Raw genomic sequence first — 21,174 nt, forward strand, 5'->3', positions numbered from 1 at the left:
TCAGTTGACCGTGACCTGACCGAGGGCGGCTTTCGCTTCCTGGGCCTGATGCTGCGGCGCGTAGACCTGAGTGAAACGCACCGGCGGCAGGTTGAACTGGCCCTTCTGCGAGAAGCGCACCAGATGGCGCAAACGCAATTCGCCGCTCAGCGCATCCACCGGCACCGCGTAGGCCAGTTGCCCCGGTTCGAAGCGTGCTTTCTCCAGCGCGGTCGGTTCGGTGCCGTCCTTGCCCTGCAACTTGATGCCCCAGGTAGTGCGCTCGACATCGGCACCCGGTGGCAACGGCACTTCAAGCATGCCGTAGCGCAGCGGTTTCGGCGCCTTGCTGGTTAGGATCACTTCGTCCAGATACAGGCTGTCGCTGGACAGCGGTTTAGCGCCGACCGGCTCCAGTTTGAAGGTGAACGCTTCGTCGCCCGGCACCAGTCGCGACAGACGCCGGGTGATGGTCACGGCCATTGGATCGACCGCCGGTTGCTGGGTCTGGAAGCTCAGCGCCGCGCGCAGCGGACGCTCCTGAGTGCCGGACACCGACAACACGCTCGGCACCGGCGTCGCCCCCTGCCAGATCCAGTACATCTCGCCGGTGGTGCCGTAGTTTTTCTTCCAGCCTTCACCCGGCAGCAGCGCGATGGTCGGCGAGGCCTGCGCGATGCTGCGTTGCAACCAGCTCAGCGCCAGGGCGCGTTCGAGGGTCGATTGCTGCGGCAACAGACGTTGCAGCAACGCCGTCGCGCGGGCCTGATCGAACGCTTGCAGCGACAAATTCAGCGCTTCGGCAAACGGCTGCGAACTGACCGCCAGACGCTGTTGCGCGGCGCCAACCTGACGATTGAATGCGTCCGGCAACGCGACTTTCGACTGGGTCGCCAGCGCCGCAGTCAATACCCGCGCCGCCGCCAGCCCTAGCGCCGAATCCGGATCGCTCATCACCAGGCTGTCTTCACCGTCGTCCATCAGGGTTTCGGCGTTGCCCTCACCGGCCTTGGCCAGATCGTCCATCAAACCGCTGAGCAAGGTGTTCACCGGCAGGTGCATCTGCTTGGCGAACGACAGGATCAGCGCCCGCTGCAGCAATGGCGTGTTCGGCGCTTGCTTGGCGTAGACCTCCAGCACCCGCTGCCAATGCTCCGGCGGCAGAGTCAGTTCCAGCACCTGACTGGCGTTCCAGTCGGCGTAGTAGGCGTAAGCAGTGAGGAACGCGTCCGGCTCGCCATCGAAGCCCCACCAGGTGAAGCTCGCCGACGGCCCGGCCATTTGCACCAGACGCAGGCGGCTGTTCTGCATGATCAGGCGCAGTCGATCGCGGATCTGCGGGCTCGATGCCAGCGACGGATAAGCAATGCTCAGCGGCAGCAAGCGGCTGGCGGTCTGCTCGACGCCACCGTACGGGTAGCTCAGCAGATCGTCGAGCGCGGAACGGAACAGCGCTTGCGGACTGTCATCCAGACGCAGACGAATGTCGGTGGCATCTGCTGGCAAACTCAACGGGGTGTCGCCGCCGGCCACGTCGAGGCTCTGGGTTTGCGTGAGTTGCCAGCCGTCACCGGTCGCACTCAGGCGCACGGCGAGGGCGTCAGCGGTTTTGCCGTCCTGCACCAGTTCGGCAGTCCACTCACCCGAGGCCAGGGCGAACGCTGGCAGCGGCACGTAGTTGATGCCGTTGTTCAGCGTTACCGGCAGGCGCTGTTCGGCGCCAGCGTAATGGCTGACCAGCTCTGCCTTGACCGGTTTCTCGGCCTGGCTGAAAGCGAATACACCGAGTTGTGGCTGATCGCCCTTGCGGAATTTGCTCGGCCCGCTCCACTTCAGGTACAGCGGTTTTTCCGAACGGACAAACTGCTTCTTCTGCCCGACCTGGCCGTCATCGGCGATGGCCCGCGCGGTGATGCGCCAGCGGGTCAGCGAGTCCGGCATCTTGAAGGTGAAACGGGCTTTACCGTCAGCTCCGGTCAACAACTCTGGCTGCCATGCGGCGGTGTCGACGTCTTCACGACGCGGACGCTCCAGCACTTTCACCCCGCGCTCACTGCGGTTGGCCTTGCCCGGCGCGCCGGGGCTGCCCGGCAACGCCACGTCGTAACTGATGAACGACAGGCTGGCGCTGGTGCGCACGTTGTTGCGCCGTGGGTGGTAGAAGAACTGGTCGATGGTCGGCGCGACTTCCGGTTGCAGCGCGTAGACCATTTCATCGACCACGCTGACGGTCAGGTGCGCCGGTACGGCTTTGCCGGCGAACTGCGTGGTCAGGTCGACGGTGACGGTGTCGCCCGGCTGATACACCGCTTTGTCGGTGCTGATCGCCACGTCGATTTGCGGTGCGACCACCTTGATCCCGGCGTTCTGGAAGCTGTACTGCCCGCCCTTGGTGTACAGCACCGAGAAGGTCAGGTTCGGCGCGAAAATGTCCTTCACCGGAATCCGCGCGCGGTATTGGGTGTCGCTGAGTTTTTCCAGCTTCAGCCAGTCGCCGCCCTTGGCCAGCAGCGCGGTGGCTTCGACCTTGTCGCGTTCCAGCGACAGCAGGGCATCGCTGACCGGCTCCGGGAAGGTGATCAGCGCCAGTGCTTCATCGCCAGCCTTGTACTCAGGCTTGTCGAGGACGATTTCCACAGTGCCCGGCACCGCTTTGACGCCCTCCCCCGTAACCGAATGGCCGGTGGCGCCGAGGACCCGACCGTGCTGATCTTTCAGCGTCAGGTTGTAAGTGCCCGGACGTTCGAAGGCAATGCTGAAGCCCTTGTCGATGGCCGCCAGTTTGCCTTCACCGGTGCTCTGGTCTTCCAGGCGCACCCAGTTGTAGCTGCTCGGGGTGACCGCTTTGCTCTGCTCGCTGCCGCCCTCGTTGATGTAGCGGAACGCAACTTTGTCGTTGACCGCGCTGAAGCGTTGCGGCGCGCTCAGGCGGAAGCTCGCGGCGCCACGGTCGATGAGGATTTCCTTGGTGGTTTTGACCCGGTACGCTGCGCCATCGCTGGCAAACACCGTGAGCATGTAGCGGCTCGGTTTGTCGGCGGCCGGCAGGTCGAGGCTCGCGTTGCCCTTGCTGTCGGTAGTCAGTTCGGTGCTGGTCAGCTCAACCGGGAATTGCCCGAGGTATTGCAGCTCGTTGTCGACCATCGACAGTTGCTGGGCGCGCAGGCTCAGGCTCAATTTGGCGTTGGCCACCGGTTTGCCGTCCGGGTAGAGCAACACCAGACTGCCCTTCACTGGCTCACCAGTGCGGTAATCCTGCTTGGCCAGATTCAGCGAAATCTCGAAGTGCGGTTTGATGTACTCGGCCACGCGGAAGGCGCTGCTGTAGGCCTGATCCTTGTAATTGAAGCGGATCTCGTAACCACCGGCCACGGCGTTGTCCGGCAACTGGAACCGGCCTTGTGTACCGGCCTTGGAATCGAGTTTCAGGTCGAGGTGCTGCAGCTCGGTGCCGGTGGCATCAAGCACACTGACCGTGACGTCCGCCGCACCCGGCAATACCGAATCCCGCGCATTCTTGAACTCGCGACCGACGATTTTCAGCGACACCCAATCCCCCGGGCGATACAGCGGCCGGTCGGTGAACGCGTAGAGTTTGGTGTCGTAGATTTCGCTGTCGTAGTAGAAGTTTTCCGAGACAAACACCCCGCCCTCTTCATCCTCGCCAATGACGAACGAGCGCTCGGGGCTGACGTGTTTCAGGCGCAGCAAACCATCGGCATCGGTGGCACCGCTGCTCATCACGCCGAGGCCGTCAGTCCACAGCACATTGACCTTCGGCACCGAACTGCCTTCGTGTTTGCGCGCAGCCCAGACCAGCAATTCATCGCCGGCAATCTTGCTCACCGCCACGGTGTTGGAGACGAAGACCATGGTGGTCGCGCGGTACTTGCCGATCAGCGCTTCGACCAGGTACAGGCCCGGTTTCAGGTTGCCCAGCGGGATGTACACGTTACCCGGCGCAACGCTGACGAACTCGCTGGAAGACCCGGCCAGATTGACCCCGGCCGGCGGCTGGATCGGCTTGGCCTGCCACAGCGGATAGCGGAACTGGCTGACCACCGGCAGGCCCGGAATCAAGGCGAATTGCGGCTGCGCGTCGTACGGCGTCGGCGCAGCGATGGCGTTGCCCATCTTCAGCTCCGGCACTTCTTCGGTGACCTGCTTGCGCGACTCATAGGAGAACGCGCGCTGCATCACCCGCCGCGATTTGCGGTACCAGTTGTCCCACAGGTACGCGAGGGTGTTGGACAGGCCTTCGCCCTTGAACTGACCGTCGCTGACCACGCGGTGCAGGTTCTTCTGGCGCTTGAGGAAATCCAGCGGCTTGTTGATGCGGTACACGCGAATGTCGGCGCCGCCGTACGGCTCCATGCGGAAACGGCGGTAGTCGCGGCCCGGTGCTTCGAGACGCACCATCGCCTGCTCGTCGGCGGCGAAACTGCTGTCGGCCAGCAGGAAGAAGCTTTCACCGTCGACCGGCGTGTAGCCGCTCGGCTCCACCGAATCTTCAGCGTTGACGGTCGCCAATGGCAGCAACAGCGCCAGCAGCAGAGGAATTCGAGCGCAGAGTCGCAGCATGCGGGCACCGGTCATTGGGAGAGAAAGTTCAGTCGATAGACGCCGATGAAGTTGGGGTTGGCTGCGTCGGGTATCCATCGGGTGTCCTTCCATGTCATGAGTTGCTGCAGGCTTGCCGAACGCATGCCGTTGTCAGTGGGGGTGGTCGTGCCGGTGTGATAGGCGATGTAGCGGCCCATCCAGATCATCAGGTGCTGGTCGTCGCCCTGATCGAAAAACATCAGGTCGCCGGGGCGTGCCTGGGACACGTCGCGGCTGACCAGATGGCTGTTGAACTGAATCAGTTTGATCGCGTTGACGTACGGCCCGACCTTGCCGCCGCCCTGCTGCCATTGCCGGGCGAGCTTGCGCTGCTCATCGCTGAGCGACAGTTCCGGCGGCAGGTAACGATTGGACAGGCCGTTGCTGCGCAGCCATTTGTCGTCGTGGACTTTCAGCGCTTCGTTGGCGGCGAAACGCACAAGGCCTGCGCAGTCCTGCTGATACCAGCGCGGGCTCGGGCCCTGGCTCAGTTGCTCCTGAGCGATGCGCACGAACCAGGCGCGGAATACCTGGGACTGCGCCGGATCCAGCGCAGGCGTTTCGATGGCTCGGGCACTGGCGCTGAGCAATAGCGCGAGCAGGCCGAGGCTGCGGATCAATGCCGTCACAGCGCTTTCCATTCCAGCGGCAGCCATTGCCAGTGGCCGTCAGGCTCGCTGCCTTCCGGCAAAGTCAGGGCGTATTTGCCGTAGCCGCCGAGGGTGCGCAGTTTCGGAATCAGGTAGGTTTGCGCGGCGTTGTAGAACACCGGCTCCATGTCCTGCGGCAGACTGTCGAGGGTTTCCTGCTGCATCAGTTGCGCCATCGAATCCGGGCCGAAGTAGATCGGCATCAGCACGTCTTTCGGCAGCACGTCAGCCATCGGCGGGAAGCGCTTGTCGAGGGTGCCGAGGGCCTTGTCCACCAGTTTGTCGTCGAGGGAAAACAGCAGCGTCGAACCGTGACGCGCGAGGCTGACTTTCATGAAAGCGCGGCCGCTGATCGCGTCCGGGTTCTCGGCAGTCTTGGCGGCGTACGGACCGAAGTTCGAGCTGACCTGACGCTGCCAGACATGACTCTGACCTTCCTGCTTTTCGACCACCGGGAACGCGTGTTCGTCGACATTCGCCTCGTAGGCACCGACCATCGAACCGAACAACGTGCCCAGGTCGCCATCGAGCTTGCTGCTGTCCTCGTCCTTCAGGCTGGCGACCAGCAACGGCGTGTACAACCGCGAATCGGCGTACCAGCACAGGCCTGCCGCGCCGGCCACGTGCTCGGTGAGTTTCTGCGCCACCGCTTCGTCGGCGCCGAGTTTCACCAGCAGCGGTTTCTGCGGTTCAGCCGCCACCGGCAAGGTCACGCAGGCACTGGCGCCCAGCGGCATGGCTTGCCACACCGGTTTGAAATCGAAGTCCGGCTGGTTATCCAGCTCATCCATGGCGAGATAGCTGTGCCAACCTTTGTCGTCCATGTCGAAACGCAGCCCGGCAAAGTTCGGGATGAAGCGCTGATAGCCCATCGCAAGGACGCTGGAATTGACCGACAGACGCTGTTTGATCTCCGGTGCCTTGCCTGGCAGACCGAAGGCTTCGGGGAACAGTTTGTCGCCATTGAGCAAGGCCGCCAGCGCTTGTGGCGAGACGTGCCCGGACTCTTCCGATTCACCGTTGGCCGGGTCGTAATATTTGTTCGGGTTGGACAGCACCACCAGTTTGTCGCCGCGCGACGCGAACAGCAGCGATTTGCTGGCGTTGTAGCTGAGCTGGTACAGCGGCACTTCGTCACCGCCGACTTTGAGGCTGCCGAAGACACTGAGCTGCGAATCGTCCAGCGCCACTTTCGCCAGCGGTTCGAGCAGTTTCGCCAGCCCGCCGCGGTCCATCACCAGCAGAAAATCCTTGAGCCGGCCATCGGCACCACGCCACAGTGCGACGTCCGCCGGTTGATCGAAAAGCTGCTCGATCAGGCTGTCCTGCAGCTTCAGGTCGTGTTCGTAGATGATCCGGCGCAGGCTGCCGATCAGGCCCAGGCGGTCGGCGTGGGTTTCGTAATAGAAGACGAAATCCTCGGTGAGCGTGGCCTTGAGGAACGGCACCGTCAGCAGGTCCTTGGGCAACTGGCTCAGGGAGCGGGTTTCCAGCAGCGCATCCGGACGGCTCAGACCGAGCTTGTCGCTGGTCAATGCCGCCGCCGGCACCTTGGGCTTGTGCAGCAGCCAGCCGAGACCACCGGCCACCCCGGCCACCAGGACGAGGCCGATCAGCAGCGCCGGCCAGCGCCGGGAAGGTTGGCCGGCAGGAGTCGGGACGGCCGGAGAAGCAGCGTTATCACTCATGTTCACAAAACCCGAAGTTCATCCGTGGAGCGGGATGCTTAATAGTTGAAAGTCTTGACCAGCAGCAGATCACCGATCGCCCGCAGGGGCACGATGAATGTTTCGCGTTTTTCGTCGACCGTGTTTTCGTTGAGCACCAGCGTGATTTGCGAGGTGATGACCTCGTTCTGATTGCTGGCCTCCTCGAAGTTATAGCCGCCGTCGCCGAAGTTGCCCCAATAGTTGACGTAAACCAGATAGGTGCCATGCAGCGGCGCGGTCATGGTGAACATTTCCGGGCCGGGGCCATCGACGCCATCCGGATCCAGACCGCCGCCGTTGGTCAACGCCGTGTGGGCGAAAAACGCATGCTGGCCGTCCGGGGTAATGATGTGCAGATCGAGTTCGGCCTTGGGATCGTCCCAGCCGAGCACCACGCGGATCTTCGCCGGGGTGCGCAGGTTGTTCGCTTCATAGAATTGCACGCGCTTGAGCGACTGCCCCTCGGCACTGCGCACTTCGACACTGTTGGAGCCAGCGCCAAACGCATAAGGCCGGGCGAAACGCCCGTCATCGTCGGTGTACAGATTCAATGGATTGCCGTTGACCGCCAGCGTGTGCGGCCCGCGCTGATTGCCAATGGCCTTGAGCTGGCCCTGAATCATCGTGCGATTGCGCTGAATGCCGCGATCGATCGGCGGCGTGGGATAGGCGACTTGCGGGTTTTCACTGCGATCAAGCAGGCCGTGATAACGCCAGCCACCGGACGGCTCTGACAGCTCGGCAGTCGGCGCCGCCAGCAGCGCAGGCGCGCAAGCCCAACCGATCAGCAGCCAAAGAAATGAACGCATGTAATGCCTCCTGCCATGCCTGAACGAAACCTTGCACCCGATCCTCGGTACTTCACAGCGGTGGAAACTGCGTTTCGTCTGAAAGACCCCGTGACTAGTGGGTCGTAGAAGGCGCGAAGATTAGCGATTCGGCAGTTTTTTAACAATCGGATACATCTTGAAATGCGGTAGGAATCACGCCCTCGGGTGGACGATGAGCCGAATAGGCGTCATATTCGGCTCACGAAATGAGCCGAATAGCGCTTCTATTCGGCTCACGCACTCAGGAATGGCATTTCATGGCAACTCACTGGATCTGGCAGCAGCCCGACTGGCCCGACTTCAACTGGCAGGCAGAGCGTCTCACTGCGCTGTTGCGCGAATGCGTTCAGGCGCAGGGACAATTGATGGGCATGGCGGGATCAGTGGGCAATTCACTGAGCGCTCAGACTGAACTGGACGCGTTGCTGCAAAACATCGTGACCTCCTCGGCCATCGAGGGGGAACCATTGAATGTTGAATCCGTGCGTTCTTCACTGGCACGACGCCTGGGGCTGGAATCGCCTGATGGCGACAACGTCAGCAAGCGCAGCGAAGGGCTCGCGCAACTGATGCTCGATGCCACTCAACGCTTTGCCGAACCGCTGACACTGCAACGATTGCTGGAATGGCATTCATGGCTGTTTCCAGAACAGGAGAGTGGTTTCCTTTCGCGTGCAATCAATGTCGGCGCATTACGCGGCGATGAGCCGATGCAGGTGGTTTCAGGGCGAATCGACCGTCCGACCGTGCACTTCGAGGCGCCACCGCGACAAGGCCTTGAGCGGCAACTCGACAGTTTTCTCAAGTGGTTCGACGCCAGTCGGCAACAGGCAGGCCTCGATCCATTCTTGCGAGCTGGTATCGCACATTTCTGGTTCGTCACCTTGCATCCGTTCGACGACGGCAATGGACGCCTGACTCGCACCCTTACCGATCTGGCACTGGCTCAGAGCGAAGCGCAGGCGATTCGTTTTTATGCGATGTCCGCCAGCATCCTCGATGATCGTGCGGGCTATTACCGGATTCTCGAATCCAGTCAGAAAGCCACGCTGGACATTACCGACTGGCTCACATGGTTCCTGCAAACCTTACTGCGCAGTCTGCAACAGGCCATCGCGCGGATTGAAAGCGTGTTGGGAAAATCACGCTTCTGGCAGGCGCACCGCGAATCCGGGCTGTCGGCGGAGCAGATCAAAGTGCTCAATCGTTTGCTCGACGGTGGTGAGCGCGGTTTCGAGCACGGTATCAGTGCAGCGCAATACCAGAGTGTGGCCAAGGTCTCCAAAGCCACGGCCACCCGACATCTGGCGGAACTGCTGGAAAAAGGCTGCCTGCAACGTCTTCCGGGCGGGGGGCGGAGCACTCGGTATCAGATTCAATATCCGGGTGACTCGACCGACTGACACCCTTGTCCGTCGGCCCACTCATTTGCCCATAAACCCCCTATCTGCTAGTGTCGCGCCGGTTTAACGTCAACCGGAAATCGCCGCCATGGCCCGCAAAAAAGCTGCACTGGATTTCGAACAGTCCCTCGCCGACCTGCAAACACTGGTCGAGCGTCTGGAGAACGGTGAATTGTCGCTGGAAGACTCGCTGACCGCTTTCGAGCAGGGCATCGGTCTGACCCGTGACTGCCAGGCAGCGCTGGCCCAGGCCGAGCAGAAGGTGCAAGTGCTGCTGGAGCGCGATGGTGAACTCGCCGAGGAACCCTTCGACGCGGAACAGCCAGAATGATTGCAGCGTATTCGGCGACCAGCCAGGCGCGGGTCAATGCGGCACTGGAAATGCTCTTCAAGGCTCCGCTGCTGGAGCTGTCGCGCCTGTATGAGGCGATGCACTACAGCGTGATGATCGGCGGCAAACGCGTGCGTCCGCTGCTGGCTTACGCCGCGTGCGAAGCGCTCGGCGGCAAGGCTGAACAAGCCAATGGAGCGGCCTGCGCGGTGGAGCTGATCCACGCCTACTCGCTGGTACACGACGATTTGCCGGCAATGGACGACGACGATCTGCGTCGCGGCCAGCCCACCACCCACAAGAAATTCGACGAAGCCTGCGCGATTCTCGCTGGTGACGGCTTGCAGAGCCTGGCCTTCAGCGCCCTGCTCGATCCGCGCCTGAGCAATCTGGATGCCGATATCCGCCTGCAACAGGTCACGGCGCTGGCGCACGCGGCAGGCCCGGCGGGCATGGTCGGCGGTCAGGCCATCGACCTCGGTTCGGTCGGTCTGAAGCTCGATCAACAAGCGCTGGAACAGATGCACCGACACAAGACCGGCGCGCTGATCGAGGTCAGCGTCAAACTCGGCGCTCTGGCCAGCGGCCGTGCCGAAAAAGATCAACTCAAGGCTCTGCAGACTTATGCACAGGCCATCGGTCTGGCCTTTCAGGTGCAGGACGACATTCTCGACGTCGAAAGCGATACCGAAACCCTCGGCAAACGCCAGGGCGCCGACATCGCTCGCGACAAACCGACCTACCCGGCCCTGCTGGGACTGGACGTGGCCAAGGCCTATGCCCTTGAGCTGCGCGATCAAGCCCTGCACGCGCTGCGACCGTTTGACGCGGCAGCCGAGCCTTTGCGCGACCTGGCCCGGTATATCGTCGAGCGGCGCAACTGAACGCCAACCTGCCAAAAAAGACCAACGCGTGGGCAGGGGGCGATGCATCAGGTAAACTGCCGCATCTTTTATACCTATAACGATTCGCCTGATGCCCACGACGTTTCATGAGATTCCCCGCAAGCGCCCGACCACGCCCCTGCTCGACCGCGCGAACACGCCGGACGGCCTGCGCCGGTTAGGCGAAGCCGAGCTGGAAACCCTGGCCGATGAGTTGCGCCTGGAATTGCTCTACACGGTCGGCCAGACCGGTGGGCATTTCGGTGCCGGCCTGGGCGTCATCGAGCTGACCATCGCGTTGCATTACGTGTTCGACACCCCGGATGACCGGCTGGTGTGGGACGTCGGTCATCAGGCGTATCCGCACAAGATCCTCACCGGTCGTCGCCAGCGCATGGAAACCTTGCGCCAGAAGGACGGCATCGCTGCCTTCCCGCGTCGCGCCGAGAGCGAGTACGACACCTTTGGTGTCGGCCACTCCAGCACCTCGATCAGCGCCGCGCTGGGCATGGCAATTGCCGCCCGCCTGCAAGACAGCGATCGCAAGGCGATTGCGGTGATTGGAGACGGCGCGCTGACCGCCGGCATGGCGTTCGAGGCGCTGAACCACGCGCCGGAAGTCAACGCCAACATGCTGGTGATCCTCAACGACAACGACATGTCGATCTCGCGCAACGTCGGTGGCCTGTCCAATTATCTGGCGAAGATTCTTTCCAGCCGCACCTACGCGAGCATGCGTGAGGGCAGCAAGAAAGTCCTGTCGCGCCTGCCCGGCGCCTGGGAAATTGCCCGCCGCACCGAAGAATACGCCAAGGGCATGCTGGTTCCCGGTACCCTGTTCGAAGAGCTGGGCTGGAACTACATCGGCCCGATCGACGGCCACGACCTGCCGACCCTGATCGCCACCCTGCGCAACATGCGCGATCTGAAAGGCCCGCAGTTCCTGCACATCGTCACCAAGAAAGGCAAAGGCTTCGCTCCGGCGGAAGTCGACCCGATCGGTTACCACGCGATCACCAAGCTCGAACCGCTCGACGCTCCGGCCGCCGCGCCGAAAAAGGCCGGTGGGCCGAAGTATTCGGCGGTGTTCGGCGAGTGGCTGTGCGACATGGCGGCGGCTGACCCGCGTCTGGTCGGGATCACCCCGGCGATGAAGGAAGGCTCGGACCTCGTGGCGTTCAGCGAACGTTTCCCGCTGCGCTACTTCGACGTGGCAATTGCCGAACAGCACGCGGTGACGTTCGCCGCCGGCATGGCCTGCGAAGGTGCCAAACCGGTGGTGGCGATCTACTCGACGTTCCTGCAACGCGGCTACGACCAGTTGGTGCACGACGTCGCGGTGCAGAACCTCGACGTGCTGTTCGCCATCGACCGCGCCGGTCTGGTGGGCGAAGACGGCCCGACCCACGCCGGCAGCTTCGACCTGTCGTACCTGCGCTGCATTCCGGGCATGGTCATCATGACCCCGAGCGATGAAAACGAACTGCGCAAGATGCTCACCACCGGCCACCTGTACAACGGCCCGGCGGCAGTGCGTTATCCGCGCGGCACCGGCCCGAATGCGAGCATCGACAAGGATCTCGAACCGATCGAAATCGGCAAGGGCATCATCCGTCGTCAGGGCAGCAAAGTCGCTCTGCTGGTGTTCGGCGTACAACTGACCGAAGCGCTGAAAGTCGCCGAGAAGCTGGATGCGACCGTGGTCGACATGCGCTTCGTCAAGCCGCTGGATGAAGCGCTGGTACGCGAGATCGCCGGTAGCCACGAGTTGCTGGTGACCATTGAAGAGAACGCGATCATGGGCGGCGCCGGTGGTGCGGTCAGCGAATTCCTGGCGCGCGAGAACATCCTCAGGTCGATGCTGCACCTGGGCTTGCCGGACATCTACGTCGAACACGCCAAACCGGCGCAAATGCTGGCCGAGTGCGGGCTGGATGAAGCGGGCATCGAAGCCTCGATTCGTGAGCGCCTGACTCTGCTCAACAAGTAATCACCATCCCTGTGGGAGCGGGCTTGCCCGCGATGAGGTCGACACAGTCAACATTGATGTTGGATGTACCGACGCCATCGCGGGCAAGCCCGCTCCCACAGTGTTTTGTGTCGCTAGAAATTTTGTGAAAACCAGAAACACCAACGGAACACCGATGAAACTCGCGCGCCTCGCCCTGCCCCTCTTCCTGCTTCCCACCGCCAATACCCTCGCCGACACCTTCGAACGCGATCAGGCCCTGAAACTGCCGGACACGCTGATCAGCGCCAACCGCCAGGTCGAAGCGCGCAACGACAGCAGCGCCGCCAACACCGTGTTCACCCGCGAAGACATCGACCGCCTGCAACCGGGCAGCGTCACCGACCTGCTGCAACGGGTGCCGGGCGTGCAGGTGGCACAGGCCGGCGGGCGCGGTAGTCTGCCGGGGATCTACATTCGCGGCACGCAATCGGCGCAGAGTCTGGTGCTGGTCGACGGCCAGCGCATCGGCAGTTCGACCTCCGGCGACAGCAATCTGCAGCACCTGAACATCGACCAGATCGAGCGCGTGGAAGTGTTGCGCGGTTCGCGTTCAGTGATTTACGGCAGCGATGCGATTGGCGGGGTGATTCAGATTTTCACCCGGCGCGGCAACGAGCAGGGCCTGCAGCCGCGCTTGCACGTCGGCTTCGGCAGCAACCAGACCTGGGAACGCAGCCTCGGCCTGTCCGGTGGCGACGAGAAGACCCGCTTCAATCTTGGCGCCAGCCTCGATGACACCGCTGGCCTCGACCGCACTCACGCGTCGTACCCGAGCGACAGCGATCACGATGCCTACCGCAATAAATCCATCAGCCTGAGCCTCAGCCATGCGCTGACCGACGACATCGAAGTCGGCGCCAACCTGCTGGATAACCGTGGCAAGAGCGAGTTCGATAACCCGTTCGGCCGCTTTGATACGACCACTTTCGAATCGGTGCAACAGCAGCCTTACAGCGACTTCAACGTCAGCAATATCAGCAGCTACATCGATGCGCGGGTCAACGAAATCTGGAAAACCCGCGTCGAATTCGGCCACAGCGAGAATCGCGAGAAAACCTTCGACAAGCTCAGCGACGAGCGCACGGTGTTCAATACCTATCGCGACTCGGTGAACTGGCAGAACGACCTGACCCTGGATGCGCGCAACAGCCTGATCCTCGGCGGTGACTGGTACGAAGATCGGGTCAACAGCAGCACCGCATTCAACGAGGACAGCCGCTGGAACCGCGCCGCGTTCATCCAGCATCGTTATCAGGCCGACAGCTTCTCCACCGAACTGGGCCTGCGTCACGACGACAACCAGCAGTTCGGCAGCCAGAACACCTGGAGCGGCACCTTTACCCTGCCGCTGAACCCGGACAACGACCTGCTGCTGAGCTACAGCGAAGGCTTCCGCGCGCCGACCTTCAACGACCTGTACTACCCGGATTTCAGCAACCCGAATCTGAAACCGGAAACCTCGAAAAGCTACGAACTGCAATGGCGCAGTCAGTTGAGCGATAGCAGTCGGCTGGAAGCGTCGATTTACCGCACGGACCTGCAAGACGCGATCATCTTCGGTAGCAACTCACGCCCGGAGAACGTGGCTTCGGCACGGATCAATGGCTTTGAAGCGGCGCTGAAGCAGGAACTGTTCGGTTGGCAGAGCAATCTCGGCGTGGCGATTATCGACCCGCGTGATCGCGATACCGGGCACACCCTGGCGCGTCGCGCGCGGCGCACAGCCAGTTGGGATCTGGATCGCCAGTTCGACCGGTTGGGCGTGGGCGCGAGCTGGCAGTTGGTCAGCAGCAGTTACGACGATCTGAACAACACCCAGCCGTTGGGTGGCTACGGCACCGTCGGCTTGCGCAGCAGCTGGACGCTGAACCGCGAGATCAAGCTGGATCTGAAGGTCGATAACCTGCTGGACAAGGGTTACAGCCGTGCGCTGTACAGCTATGACGGTAGCCAGTTTGGCTATCGCGAGGAAGGTCGGGTTTGGGTAGTTGGCATCACCTGGACTCCGGGACTTAACTGAACTCCCTGTAGGAGCTGCCGAAGGCTGCGATCTTTTGATCTTGCTTGTGGCTGACTAGGAGTCGCCGAAGATCAAGATCAAAAGATCGCAGCCTTCGGCAGCTCCTGCAGGGGTCAGCGGTGTGGCTGGATGAGTTGGCAGAGTTTGGCGGTTGCTTCGATCATCTGGCCGCTCGGGCGCTCCAGGCCTTTGTCGCTGACCAGCAGCAACTGATCATGTGCCACCGCACTCACCTGCGGCCAGGCCTTCCACGCATCCAGCTGGGTCTGATCACTGGCCAGAATCACCTCGGGATTGCGCTGTAACACAGCCTCGATACTCACCTGCGGCGCCGGCAAACTCAGGTCGGCAAACACATTGCGCGCGCCACAGACTTCGAGCGCATCGCTGATGATTTGTCCGCCACCGACGGTGTACAGCGGCTTGTCCCAGACTTGATAGAACACTGTCAGCGGCGTGGCCCGGCGATAGCGCTGACGCAGTCCGTCGAGTTTCTGGCGCAGGTCCGCCGCCAGTTTCGTCCCACGCTCAGGCCGGCCGAGTTGTGCGGCAATAGCTTCAATCTGTGCAGAAAGTTGTTCGAGATTGTGCGGTTCGGCGACGTAGGTCGGAATGTTCAGGTGTTTGAGCTGATCGCGTTGTGCCGGGCCGACACTGCCGGGCCACAACAGCAGCAAATCGGGCTTCAAACTGAGCAGGCGCTCCATGTCCAGTTGACCATAGCGCCCCACTGACGGGACATCCTTGAGCGCAGCCGGACGCTCACCGGCATCCAGCACGCCAACCAGCAGATCGGCCGAGCCCAGCTCAACAATGATTTCAGACAGAGAAGGCGCGAGACTGACCACTCGCAGACTCGCCAGCACCGGGCCGGCGCAGGCCAGCAGCAGAACCGCCAGCCACAGGCGGCGCATCAGCCGAGTTGACGCGGGATGCGGTAGAGATAGAACAGCACGGCCGTGGACAGCGCCAGCAGCATCAGCGGTACGGCTTCGAGGCCGACGAACACCGCCAGCGCGCCGATCCATGCCGGCAATGATGCGGCGAGGAACGCAATCCGACGATGGGCCGCGAGCGCGATCCAGGCCGCCGGTTCGGCAGGCGTATCGAGGGCTTTCTGGGTGGCGATCAGGGCGTGTTTGTAGCCACCGAAAAACTTCAGGCTGACAAACATCGACGCAACACCGGCGATGAACAATGGCATCGTCAGGACCGGAAGAATTCCCTCGCCCTGACCGAACAGCAGGTTCAGAACGAACAACGGCAGCAGCGCCAACGCCAGGTATTTCCACCAGTCGACCGCCAGACGGCGGCGCACCTGACCGCGAGTCACGCGCGGTCGACCTCGCCCTGATGCTCATTACCCATCATGTGGTCGAGTTTGCTGGCCTTGGTCGCGAGGTACAGTTTGTTGTGTGGGTTGTGGCCGGTGTGCAGCGGCACGCGCTCGGCGACGACTATGCCCATGTCTGTCAGGGCTTTTACCTTGCGCGGGTTGTTGGTCATCAGACGCAGGGATTTCACGCCCAGATGCTCGAGCATCGGCAGGCACATGGCGTAGTCGCGCTGATCGGCGGCAAAGCCCAGACGCTCGTTGGCTTCAACGGTGTCGGCGCCGCCGTCCTGCAACTCGTAGGCGCGGATCTTGTTCAGCAGACCGATGCCGCGACCTTCCTGACGCAGGTACAGCAGCACGCCACGGCCTTCACGGGCGATGGCCTTGAGCGCCGCTTCGAGTTGCGAGCCGCAGTCGCAGCGCTGGCTGAACAGCGCATCACCGGTCAGGCACTCGGAGTGCAACCGGCCGAGAACCGGGGCACCGTCGGCGAAATCACCCAAGCTCAGCACCACGTGCTCGCGGCCGGTAGCCTCATCGAGAAAACCGTGCATGGTGAATTGCGCAAAAGGCGTTGGCAGCTTGGAAGCGGCGACAAAAACGACAGGCACCGGTGTGCTCCTGATCTAAAAATTCTGAAAATTCGCAGGCCGGCATTGTAACAGCAGGTTCCGGCAGACGCTTAGGCTGAATTATCGGGCATAACAATCAAAAAGTTTGATAGCTCCTCGGACATCAGGGATTTCTGTAGGAGCTGTCGAGTGAAACGAGGCTGCGATCTGTTGATCCGTTTTTTTCAAGATCAAGATCAAAAGATCGCAGCGTGCCGCAGCTCCTGCAGAAATCCGCATCAGTTCGTCTCGAACGGATACGGCTGCTTCCACTGCTCGAAAATCGGTTTCAGCTCGCCACTCTTTACCAACTGTTCCATGCGCCTGTCGAACAGCGCCATCAGCGTGCGCGCTTGCGGCGTATCGGCGAAGCACAGGTACAGCGGCAATTCGGCGATATGGGTCTTGCGAAACTGCGTCGGATCCTTGGCCCGGCCGAGCACGTAATCGATTTCGGTCTGCGCATCGATGTAATAGTCGGCGCGATTGTGGGTGAGCATCGACAGGATCCCGGTACGTCGCACAACCTCGTTGAAGTTGTGCACGCCGGGCAGATAATTCTGATAGTCGTAACCGCGCACCCAGGCCAGCCGATATTGGCCGAGGGTTTCCGGGGTCGGTGCCGGATTACTCGCCAGGCCCAAGGCGTAGATGTGGTCGGTGTCGAAATTCCAGCGCGGATAGAGCAGGTCGCTGAATTCTTCATGATAAGAACCCACACAAGCATCGACCTCGCCACGCTGGGCCAGTCCAACTGAACGAGTGTACGGTTCGCTGCGAATGTCGAGTGTCACCCCGGCCGGCTCGAACACCTTGCGCAGCACGTCCCAGCCCAGGCCGTGGCCGTCGGCGGCGGTATAGTCTTCCCAGTCTTCGCTGGCCAGATGGATGACCGCAGGCGTCGGCGCAGCTTCCTGCGCACTGGCAACAGTGCCCAGCAAGGTCAAAAACACAAGCGCCAGCCAGCGTCGAGCCATCCCTCGTTTCCTCACTTAACCCTGACGATCCGGATCAGGCGAAAATCCACACCAGCCCCTGCATCGCCAGCCAGGCAAACACGCCGGCCAGCACGTCGTCGAGCATGATGCCGACGCCGCCGTGGACATGCCGGTCGATCCAGCGAATCGGCCATGGCTTGAGAATGTCGAAGAAGCGGAACACCAGGAACCCCGCGAGCAACCAGTACCAGCCTTCCGGCACCAGCCACAGGGTGATCCACATCCCGACCATTTCATCCCAGACGATGCCTTCGTGGTCGTGCACCCGCAGATCGTCGGCGACCTTGCCGCACAGCCAGAAGCCGAACAGCATGGTGATCCCGAGCATCAGCCAGTAACCCCAGTCGGGCAGCATCTGCCACAACGGGATAAAGGGTAGCGCAACTAACGAACCCCACGTGCCCGGCGCTTTGGGCAAGGTGCCGGAGCCAAAGCCGAACGCGAGGAAATGCCAGGGATTGCGCCAGACCGACGGCGGAACGAATTCGGCCGGAACCTGTTTCGGGTGATCTGTCACGGTGTCTCCTGAAAATGTTGATAACCGCGGATTTGCGGGGTGATGTCGTGTCCTTCGCGATCCAGCAGCACCACACCCTGGCCCTGCGCCACACGCCCGATCACATGGATCGGCCAACCATCGGCCAGCAGCGCCGGCAACTCGACGGACGGTAGCGTGAAGGCCAGCACATAGTCGTCGCCGCCGCTCAACGCTGCCCGTTCGGCACCGCGCTGACCGAGAAACGCCACTAAAGCATCGGACAACGGTACGCGCTCGCGTTCAACTTCGAGTCGAACCCCCGAGGCCAGAGCGATATGCCCGCCATCGGCGAGCAGGCCGTCAGAGATGTCGAGGGCCGATGTGGCCTTGCCACGCAAGGCCTGACCGAGCGCCAGTTGCGGTTGCGGCGACCAGTAATGATCGAGCAACGGTTGGGCGATATCTGCTTCGGCCTCACGCTGGCCAAGCACCAGCGGCAACGCCCCGGCGGCATTGCCCAGCTCGCCGCCGACGCAGAGCAGATCGCCCGGTTGTGCGCCGCTGCGGGTCAAGGCCTGCCCGGCCGGAACGCGACCGAATACGGTCACCGTCAGGCTCAACGGCCCGCGCGTGGTGTCACCGCCGACCAGCGCGATGCCGCAGCTCTGCGCCATGCGGTTCAAACCGCGGGCGTAGGCTTGCAGCCAATCGGCGGTCACCGTCGGCACAGTCAGGGCAAGGGTAAAGGCAACGGGCGTAGCGCCCATGGCGGCCAGGTCGCTGACCGCAACGGCCAGCGAGCGCTGACCGAGCAGAAACGGATCGCAGGGATCGGCGAAATGCACGCCGGCCACCAGCGTATCGGTGGAAATCGCCAGCTGTTCCCCGGGGGGAACCGCCAGCAAGGCGCAGTCATCGCCGATCCCCAGAGCAACGCCCTCGCCGCCCTGCGCACAAGGCGCGGCGGCGAAGAAATTGCGGATCAGCTCAAACTCGCCCATGAGGTCTCAAGCGCGTATCAGCGCTTGAATGCCTTCACTTCAGCTTCACGCAGGCGCGGAGCCAGCTTGTCGAGTACGCCGTTGACGAACTTGTGGCCATCGGTCGAACCGAAGACTTTCGCCAGCTCGATACCTTCGTTGATCACTACGCGGTACGGCACATCGACACGCTTGAGCAGTTCCCAGGTGGACAGGCGCAGAACCGCCAGTTCAACCGGGTCCAGCTCTTCGATTTCGATGTCCAGGCATGGCTTGAGCGCGGTGTCGATTTCGCTCTTGAACTGCGGAACCCCGTGCAGGATCTCGCGGAAGTAGGCGCCATCGACATCGGTGAAATCGTTATCAACGCGAAACTGCGCTTCGATCTCGTTCAGCGATTGCCGGGCCATGTGCCACTGATACAGGGCCTGAGTCGCGAGCTGACGGGCTTCGCGGCGCTTGGCGCTCTTCGATGGCTTGCCGGCATCCGCAGGTTTCGGATCGCGCGGGTTGAAACGATCGCTATCGTCGCTAATCACTTGGCCTCCAACTGCGCCAGCAGGCTGACCATTTCCAGAGCGGACAGGGCAGCTTCAGCACCTTTGTTGCCGGCCTTGGTGCCGGAACGTTCGATGGCTTGCTCGATGGAGTCAACGGTCAGGACGCCGAACGCGACCGGTACGCCGAATTCCATGGACACCTGGGCCAGACCCTTGGTGCACTCGCCTGCCACGTATTCGAAGTGCGGAGTGCCGCCACGAATGACCGCGCCGAGGGCGATGATGGCTGCGAACTCGCCTTTCTGGGCGACTTTCTGCGCAACCAGCGGGATTTCGAAGGCGCCAGGTGCGCGGATGATGGTGATGTCGCTTTCGCTCACGCCGTGGCGAACCAGGGCATCAACTGCACCGCTGACCAGGCTTTCAACCACGAAGCTGTTGAAACGGCCCACTACCAGAGCGTAGCGGCCTTTAGGGGCGATGAAGGTACCTTCGATGGTCTTCAGGGTCATTCGTCAGATCTCTTAAAGAGCCGGGACGCGTCTCGTACGCATCCCTCAGTGATATTAGCCACAAATTCATGACCGGAAACACCGCATTGCTGTTCGATGACAAACCTGTGGCGAGGGAGCTTGCTCCCGCTGGGCAGCGTAGCGGCCCCCTTTTGTGGGCACTGCGCACCCAAGCGGGAGCAAGCTCCCTCGCCACAATCGTTCTACGTCAACAATGCCGAATTCACCGGGTCATTATTCGGAGGGCACGTATTCTACAACTTCCAGATCGAAACCGGATATCGCATTAAATTTCATTGGCGCAGACATCAGGCGCATTTTGCGCACACCGAGGTCACGCAGGATCTGCGAACCGGCACCGACGATGCTGTAGGTGGTCGGTTTTTTCACCGCCGCCTGATCAGCAGTTTCGCGGATATGCGCCAGCAGCACATCGCCGTCCAGCGGGTGCCCGAGCAACAGCACCACACCGCTGCCGGCCTCGGCCACCGCAGCCATCGCCGCGCGCAGGCTCCAACGGCCCGGTTGCTTGACCATCAGCAGGTCGCGCAGCGGGTCCATGTTGTGCACGCGCACCAGGGTCGGCTCTTCGGCGCAGACAGTGCCCAGCGTGAGGGCCATGTGCACGTCGCCTTCCACCGAATCACGATAGGTCACCAGGTTGAATTGGCCCAGTTCGCTGTCCAGCGGCTGCTCGGCAATCCGCTGAACGGTACGTTCGTGGATCATCCGGTAGTGAATCAGGTCGGCGATGGTGCCGATCTTGATGTTGTGTTCGGCGGCGAACGCTTCCAGCTCGGCGCGACGGGACATGGTGCCGTCGTCGTTCATCACTTCGCAGATCACGCCGCTCGGCTCGAAACCGGCCATGCGCGCCAGGTCGCAGGCGGCTTCGGTGTGACCGGCACGGGCCAGCGTACCGCCAGCCTGGGCCATCAGCGGGAAGATGTGGCCCGGGCTGACGATGTCTTCAGCCTTGGCATCTTTGGCCGCCGCCGCTTGCACGGTGCGCGCACGGTCGGCGGCGGAGATACCGGTGGTGACGCCTTCGGCCGCTTCGATCGACACGGTGAACTTGGTGCCGAAACCGGAACCGTTGCGCGGCGCCATCAGCGGCAGCTTCAACAGCTCGCAGCGCTCGCGGCTCATCGGCATGCAGATCAGGCCACGGGCGTGCTTGGCCATGAAGTTGATGTGCTCGGCCTTGCAGCATTCGGCGGCCATGATCAGGTCGCCTTCGTTCTCGCGGTCTTCGTCATCCATGAGGATGACCATCTTGCCTTGGCGGATGTCTTCAACCAGTTCTTCGATGCTATTGAGCGCCACAAGGCACCCCCTTC

Annotated in this window: 18 protein-coding genes; 5 read left to right on the forward strand and 13 right to left on the reverse strand. The window is 62.1% G+C overall.

Going from position 1 to position 21,174, the window contains the following annotated elements:
• The 4 genes from B1722_RS14410 to B1722_RS14425 are packed head-to-tail and all read right to left on the reverse strand — an operon-like array spanning position 1 to position 7,749.
• Positions 1-4,575 (reverse strand): alpha-2-macroglobulin, encoded by a 4,575-nt coding sequence (locus B1722_RS14410; protein ID WP_086793066.1) that lies wholly within the window; start codon positions 4,573-4,575, stop codon positions 1-3.
• Positions 4,572-5,222: a DUF1175 domain-containing protein gene (locus B1722_RS14415; protein WP_086793068.1), complete on the reverse strand. Its 651-nt coding sequence runs from the start codon at positions 5,220-5,222 to the stop codon at positions 4,572-4,574. The genes B1722_RS14410 and B1722_RS14415 overlap by 4 nt, the downstream gene beginning before the upstream one ends.
• Positions 5,207-6,919, reverse strand: coding sequence for a DUF2138 domain-containing protein (locus B1722_RS14420; protein WP_086793069.1), 1,713 nt, complete (start codon positions 6,917-6,919; stop codon positions 5,207-5,209). Before B1722_RS14420 ends, B1722_RS14415 begins: the two co-directional genes overlap by 16 nt.
• Positions 6,920-6,957: 38 nt before the next feature.
• On the reverse strand, positions 6,958-7,749 hold the full coding sequence (locus tag B1722_RS14425) for a YfaP family protein (protein ID WP_086793070.1): 792 nt from the start codon (positions 7,747-7,749) through the stop codon (positions 6,958-6,960).
• 278 nt (positions 7,750-8,027) lie between these two features.
• Between B1722_RS14425 and B1722_RS14430 the strand changes: the two genes are divergently transcribed.
• The 5 genes from B1722_RS14430 (at position 8,028) to B1722_RS14450 (ending at position 14,419) form a co-directional block, all read left to right on the forward strand.
• Entirely contained in the window at positions 8,028-9,173 is a 1,146-nt protein-coding gene (locus B1722_RS14430) for a Fic family protein (protein WP_041064908.1), read from the forward strand.
• An 88-nt stretch (positions 9,174-9,261) separates the two neighbouring features.
• Positions 9,262-9,504: an exodeoxyribonuclease VII small subunit gene (locus B1722_RS14435; protein ID WP_003228627.1), complete on the forward strand. Its 243-nt coding sequence runs from the start codon at positions 9,262-9,264 to the stop codon at positions 9,502-9,504.
• Entirely contained in the window at positions 9,501-10,388 is an 888-nt protein-coding gene (gene ispA / locus B1722_RS14440) for a (2E,6E)-farnesyl diphosphate synthase (RefSeq protein WP_086793071.1), read from the forward strand. The genes B1722_RS14435 and ispA overlap by 4 nt, the downstream gene beginning before the upstream one ends.
• A 91-nt stretch (positions 10,389-10,479) precedes the next feature.
• Positions 10,480-12,378 carry a 1-deoxy-D-xylulose-5-phosphate synthase gene (gene dxs, locus B1722_RS14445; RefSeq protein WP_086793073.1) on the forward strand — a complete coding sequence of 633 codons (1,899 nt, stop codon included), beginning with the start codon at positions 10,480-10,482 and terminating at the stop codon, positions 12,376-12,378.
• 154 nt (positions 12,379-12,532) lie between these two features.
• On the forward strand, positions 12,533-14,419 hold the full coding sequence (locus B1722_RS14450) for a TonB-dependent receptor domain-containing protein (protein WP_086793074.1): 1,887 nt from the start codon (positions 12,533-12,535) through the stop codon (positions 14,417-14,419).
• Positions 14,420-14,532: 113 nt separating this feature from the next.
• Here B1722_RS14450 and B1722_RS14455 read toward each other — a convergent pair whose 3' ends face one another.
• The 9 genes from B1722_RS14455 to ribBA form a co-directional block, all read right to left on the reverse strand.
• Positions 14,533-15,333: a cobalamin-binding protein gene (locus B1722_RS14455; protein WP_086793076.1), complete on the reverse strand. Its 801-nt coding sequence runs from the start codon at positions 15,331-15,333 to the stop codon at positions 14,533-14,535.
• The gene (locus B1722_RS14460; protein WP_086793077.1) at positions 15,333-15,752 is read right to left on the reverse strand and encodes an MFS transporter; all 420 of its coding nucleotides are present in this window, start codon (positions 15,750-15,752) and stop codon (positions 15,333-15,335) included. Before B1722_RS14460 ends, B1722_RS14455 begins: the two co-directional genes overlap by 1 nt.
• Complete coding sequence (gene ribA / locus B1722_RS14465; protein ID WP_027612931.1) at positions 15,749-16,366, reverse strand: GTP cyclohydrolase II; 618 nt, start codon at positions 16,364-16,366, stop codon at positions 15,749-15,751. The genes B1722_RS14460 and ribA overlap by 4 nt, the downstream gene beginning before the upstream one ends.
• A 239-nt stretch (positions 16,367-16,605) precedes the next feature.
• On the reverse strand, positions 16,606-17,343 hold the full coding sequence (locus B1722_RS14470; RefSeq protein WP_086793079.1) for an ABC transporter substrate-binding protein: 738 nt from the start codon (positions 17,341-17,343) through the stop codon (positions 16,606-16,608).
• A 34-nt stretch (positions 17,344-17,377) separates the two neighbouring features.
• On the reverse strand, positions 17,378-17,881 hold the full coding sequence (locus B1722_RS14475; RefSeq protein WP_007910933.1) for a phosphatidylglycerophosphatase A: 504 nt from the start codon (positions 17,879-17,881) through the stop codon (positions 17,378-17,380).
• On the reverse strand, positions 17,878-18,843 hold the full coding sequence (gene thiL, locus B1722_RS14480; protein WP_086793080.1) for a thiamine-phosphate kinase: 966 nt from the start codon (positions 18,841-18,843) through the stop codon (positions 17,878-17,880). The genes B1722_RS14475 and thiL overlap by 4 nt, the downstream gene beginning before the upstream one ends.
• 17 nt (positions 18,844-18,860) lie before the next feature.
• A complete protein-coding gene (gene nusB, locus B1722_RS14485; protein ID WP_041074513.1) occupies positions 18,861-19,361 on the reverse strand; it encodes a transcription antitermination factor NusB in 501 nt (166 codons plus the stop codon).
• Positions 19,358-19,834, reverse strand: a complete 477-nt coding sequence (ribE, locus tag B1722_RS14490) for a 6,7-dimethyl-8-ribityllumazine synthase (protein ID WP_003228649.1) — start codon at positions 19,832-19,834, stop codon at positions 19,358-19,360. The genes nusB and ribE overlap by 4 nt, the downstream gene beginning before the upstream one ends.
• 234 nt (positions 19,835-20,068) lie before the next feature.
• The gene (gene ribBA, locus B1722_RS14495; RefSeq protein ID WP_007966103.1) at positions 20,069-21,160 is read right to left on the reverse strand and encodes a bifunctional 3,4-dihydroxy-2-butanone-4-phosphate synthase/GTP cyclohydrolase II; all 1,092 of its coding nucleotides are present in this window, start codon (positions 21,158-21,160) and stop codon (positions 20,069-20,071) included.
• Positions 21,161-21,174: the final 14 nt, after the last annotated feature.

It is taken from the genome of Pseudomonas sp. SCPG-7 (assembly GCF_002156405.1).
GTDB classification, from domain to species: Bacteria; Pseudomonadota; Gammaproteobacteria; order Pseudomonadales; family Pseudomonadaceae; genus Aquipseudomonas; species Aquipseudomonas parakoreensis.

Excerpts from the sequence above, each read along its gene's own strand:
- B1722_RS14455 (WP_086793076.1), bottom strand. The coding sequence starts at position 15,333 with ATGCGCCGCCTGTGGCTGGCGGTTCTGCTGCTGGCCTGCGCCGGCCCG.
- B1722_RS14410 (WP_086793066.1), bottom strand. The coding sequence starts at position 4,575 with ATGACCGGTGCCCGCATGCTGCGACTCTGCGCTCGAATTCCTCTGCTG.
- dxs (WP_086793073.1), top strand. The coding sequence starts at position 10,480 with ATGCCCACGACGTTTCATGAGATTCCCCGCAAGCGCCCGACCACGCCC.
- B1722_RS14420 (WP_086793069.1), bottom strand. The coding sequence starts at position 6,919 with ATGAGTGATAACGCTGCTTCTCCGGCCGTCCCGACTCCTGCCGGCCAA.
- ispA (WP_086793071.1), top strand. The coding sequence starts at position 9,501 with ATGATTGCAGCGTATTCGGCGACCAGCCAGGCGCGGGTCAATGCGGCA.
- B1722_RS14425 (WP_086793070.1), bottom strand. The coding sequence starts at position 7,749 with ATGCGTTCATTTCTTTGGCTGCTGATCGGTTGGGCTTGCGCGCCTGCG.
- ribE (WP_003228649.1), bottom strand. The coding sequence starts at position 19,834 with ATGACCCTGAAGACCATCGAAGGTACCTTCATCGCCCCTAAAGGCCGC.
- B1722_RS14435 (WP_003228627.1), top strand. The coding sequence starts at position 9,262 with ATGGCCCGCAAAAAAGCTGCACTGGATTTCGAACAGTCCCTCGCCGAC.
- B1722_RS14470 (WP_086793079.1), bottom strand. The coding sequence starts at position 17,343 with ATGGCTCGACGCTGGCTGGCGCTTGTGTTTTTGACCTTGCTGGGCACT.
- B1722_RS14450 (WP_086793074.1), top strand. The coding sequence starts at position 12,533 with ATGAAACTCGCGCGCCTCGCCCTGCCCCTCTTCCTGCTTCCCACCGCC.
- B1722_RS14430 (WP_041064908.1), top strand. The coding sequence starts at position 8,028 with ATGGCAACTCACTGGATCTGGCAGCAGCCCGACTGGCCCGACTTCAAC.
- B1722_RS14415 (WP_086793068.1), bottom strand. The coding sequence starts at position 5,222 with ATGGAAAGCGCTGTGACGGCATTGATCCGCAGCCTCGGCCTGCTCGCG.
- thiL (WP_086793080.1), bottom strand. The coding sequence starts at position 18,843 with ATGGGCGAGTTTGAGCTGATCCGCAATTTCTTCGCCGCCGCGCCTTGT.